The organism is Streptomyces sp. NPDC054813, from assembly GCF_053611365.1.
The window spans coordinates 1-3,090 of record NZ_JBSHAF010000008.1; the positions used below are offsets into that span (position 1 = coordinate 1).

The window sequence follows — 3,090 nt, forward strand, 5'->3', positions numbered from 1 at the left end:
GCCCCGGTGAGCCCCCGCTGCGCCTGACGATGCTCGGCGACTCCCCGGCGGCGCGGGCGGGGCTGCACCCGGGCTGCGCTGCCCCCGGCGCGGGGCCGGGGAGGGGGCTGGCGCGCCGCGGCCGCCCCCGCGGGGGGGGGCGCCACGCGGGCGGTCAGCGGCGCCCGGGGGGCCGCTCGGGCGGCCGCCCCGGCCCCGGCCGCGCCCGCCCCGGCGCCCGCCCCGGCCGCCCCCGCGGCCCCGGCTCCCGCGGCTGCCCCGGCCGCCCCGGCGCCGGCTCCCGCGCCTGCCCCGGCGGCCCCGGCTCCCGCCCCGGTCGCCGCCGCTCCGGCTCCGGCCGCTCCGGCCCCCGCGCCGGCGGCTCCGGCCCCGGTCACCCCGGCCGCGGCTCCGGCTCCGGCCGCTCCGGTCGACGAGGGCGCCTACGTCACCCCGCTGGTACGCAAGCTCGCCGCCGAGAACGGTGTCGACCTGGGCTCCGTCAAGGGCACCGGCGTCGGCGGTCGTATCCGCAAGCAGGACGTGCTCGCCGCCGCCGAGGCCGCGAAGGCCGCCGCGACCGCTCCGGCCCCCGCGGCCGCCGCCGCTCCGGCCGCCGGTGCGAAGAAGACCCCCAAGCTGGAGGTCTCCCCGCTCCGTGGCCAGACCGTCAAGATGCCCCGCATCCGCAAGGTCATCGGCGACAACATGGTCAAGGCGCTGCACGAGCAGGCCCAGCTGTCCTCGGTCGTCGAGGTCGACGTGACCCGCCTGATGCGCCTGCGCGCCCAGGCCAAGGACTCCTTCGCCGCGCGCGAGGGCGTCAAGCTCTCCCCGATGCCGTTCTTCGTGAAGGCGGCGGCCCAGGCGCTGAAGGCCCACCCGGCCATCAACGCCCGGATCAACGTGGAAGAGGGCACGATCACCTACTTCGACACCGAGTCCGTCGGTATCGCGGTGGACTCCGAGAAGGGCTTGATGACCCCGGTCATCAAGCACGCGGGCGACCTCAACATCGCCGGTATCGCCAAGGCCACCGCCGAGCTCGCGGGCAAGGTCCGGGCGAACAAGATCACCCCGGACGAGCTGTCCGGTGCGACCTTCACCATCTCCAACACCGGCTCGCGCGGCGCGCTGTTCGACACGATCATCGTGCCGCCGAACCAGGTCGCGATCCTCGGCATCGGTGCCACGGTCAAGCGTCCGGCCGTCATCGAGACGGAGGAGGGCACGGTCATCGGCGTCCGCGACATGACGTACCTGACCCTCTCCTACGACCACCGCCTGGTGGACGGCGCCGACGCGGCCCGCTACCTGACGGCCGTCAAGGCGATCCTGGAGGCCGGCGAGTTCGAGGTCGAGCTCGGTCTCTGATCCGCCAAGGGTTGTACGGTGCCCCGTCCGGAGCTGCTCCGGGCGGGGCACCGTCGTATCACCCGGGCGTGAGCCGGCCGTCGGACCAGCCGGCCGGCGTCGCCACCCGCACGTCGGGGATGTCGAGGTGGGGCGCCGGGGTCGGGTGCCGGGTCCGGCAGGCCCTGCGGACGTCGTACGTCGCGTCGAGACAGTCCCGGGAGGTCAGCTCCCCGGTCCTCGGGTCGACGCCGACGAGGAAACCGCGGCCTTCGACGGTACGGATCATCTTCCGGACGGCGCGGACGTCACTCGTCGAGGGCGACGTGCACCGATATCGGCTGCAGGAGCGGCTGGACTTGCCCGGGTAGTGCGCGCGTCGGTCGCCTCCGGTCCCGCGGAGGGGCTCGCCCCTGCCGGAGCCCCTCCGCACACCCCGCCGGCGGACGGCCCGCGCGGGTTCTGCCGGTGACACGGCGGTGACGACTCCGCAGCGGCTCCGGTACGGGGGCTTTACGCATCCCGCCCGGCTGGGAAGCGTGTAAGTCTCGTCTCACCTGCGCGAAAGCTCCCCCGTGCGCCTCTCCCGAGAGGCGGAGCGGCCGTATTGTCTAAACGTCAACGCCCTTAAGGAGCTCCCATGACCGCGCCCGTCGTCCACTCGCTGCGCGAACAGATCCGCGAGCACATCGTGGAGGGAATCGTCAGCGGGCGCTGGAAGCCGGGCGAGCGGATCGTGGAGCGGCGGATCGCCACCGAGCTGGAGGTCAGCCAGACGCCGGTGCGGGAGGCGCTCCGGGAGCTGGAGTCGCTGCGGCTGATCGAGTCGGCGCCGAACAAGGGCGTGCGGGTGCGGAACCTGACGGCGGCCGACCTGGAGGAGAGCTACCCGGTGCGGGCCGGTCTGGAGGCGATCGCGGCGGAGCTGGCGGCGGAGCGGCTGGCATCGGACTGCTCGGCGCTCGAACCGCATGTCACGGCGCTGTACGAGGCCGACCGGAACACCGACGGCACGGCGCAGGTCCGGCACACGGTCGGCTTCCACCGCGAGCTGGTCCGGGCGGCCGGCAACTCGGTACTGCTGCACACCTGGGAGGGCCTGGGCATCGAGGTCTTCACGGCGCTGTCGATCCGCTGGCTGGGAACGGTCCAGCAGTCGTACGCGGAGGAGCACGAGGAACTGGTGGCCGCGTTCCAGCGCCGCGACCCGAGAATCGCCGACATCGTGAAGTCCCACGTGCTGGGCTGCGCACCGAGGCCGTGAGCCTCCGGCAGAAGGCGTGAGCCTTCGGGGTTGCCCCGAGCTCGGCACCGCCGAAGAGCGCCGTCGCGGCTGATCACCGTCGCGGCGGAAAAGAATCTTGACCGACCGCCGGCTTCATCATGACCGGCCGCCGCGCTCGGCGCCCTCCCACGGCTTTCCCGCGCCGCAGCGGCGCCCTCCCACGGCGCATTCCGGTGGTGCCGGATCCCCCTCAGCCGTCTCTCCCACCCCCTCCCCACACACGAGCGCTCCCTCGCTCAAACACCGTCTCACCTGCAGAAACCCCGCCTCGAGAGCGTCACCCGGTGCCACCGTCGGAGGCACCCCGTGCCGACTTTCTCGGAATCGAGAAGTTTTGCCCCTCAACCCTTTGATCGATCATCGATCAGGGAGTTATTGTCGCCGGGGGGGGGCCCCCCCCCCCCCCCCCCCCCCCCCCCCGCCCCCCCACCACCCCACCCCCCCCCCCCACAGCAAGCGGAGCCCCCCCACCC

General features: G+C 73.9%; 2 protein-coding genes and 1 pseudogene. 2 read left to right on the forward strand and 1 reads right to left on the reverse strand.

Annotated elements, in window-relative coordinates:
- Positions 1–138: 138 nt before the first annotated feature.
- Positions 139–1,353 (forward strand): annotated as a pseudogene (gene sucB, locus ACWGJB_RS17410) (2-oxoglutarate dehydrogenase, E2 component, dihydrolipoamide succinyltransferase); the annotation flags it as partial.
- A gap of 58 nt (positions 1,354–1,411) precedes the next feature.
- Here the strand turns inward: sucB and ACWGJB_RS17415 are convergent.
- A complete protein-coding gene (locus ACWGJB_RS17415) occupies positions 1,412–1,621 on the reverse strand; it encodes a hypothetical protein (RefSeq protein WP_453381017.1) in 210 nt (69 codons plus the stop codon).
- Positions 1,622–1,972: 351 nt separating this feature from the next.
- On the opposite strand from ACWGJB_RS17415, the gene ACWGJB_RS17420 reads away from it, so the two are divergent.
- Positions 1,973–2,596: a GntR family transcriptional regulator gene (locus ACWGJB_RS17420; protein WP_453381018.1), complete on the forward strand. Its 624-nt coding sequence runs from the start codon at positions 1,973–1,975 to the stop codon at positions 2,594–2,596.
- Positions 2,597–3,090 lie beyond the last annotated feature (494 nt).

What these genes read in the sequence shown, in the direction of transcription:
- ACWGJB_RS17415 (WP_453381017.1), bottom strand. Translation starts at nt 1,621, where the DNA reads ATGATCCGTACCGTCGAAGGCCGCGGTTTCCTCGTCGGCGTCGACCCG.
- ACWGJB_RS17420 (WP_453381018.1), top strand. Translation starts at nt 1,973, where the DNA reads ATGACCGCGCCCGTCGTCCACTCGCTGCGCGAACAGATCCGCGAGCAC.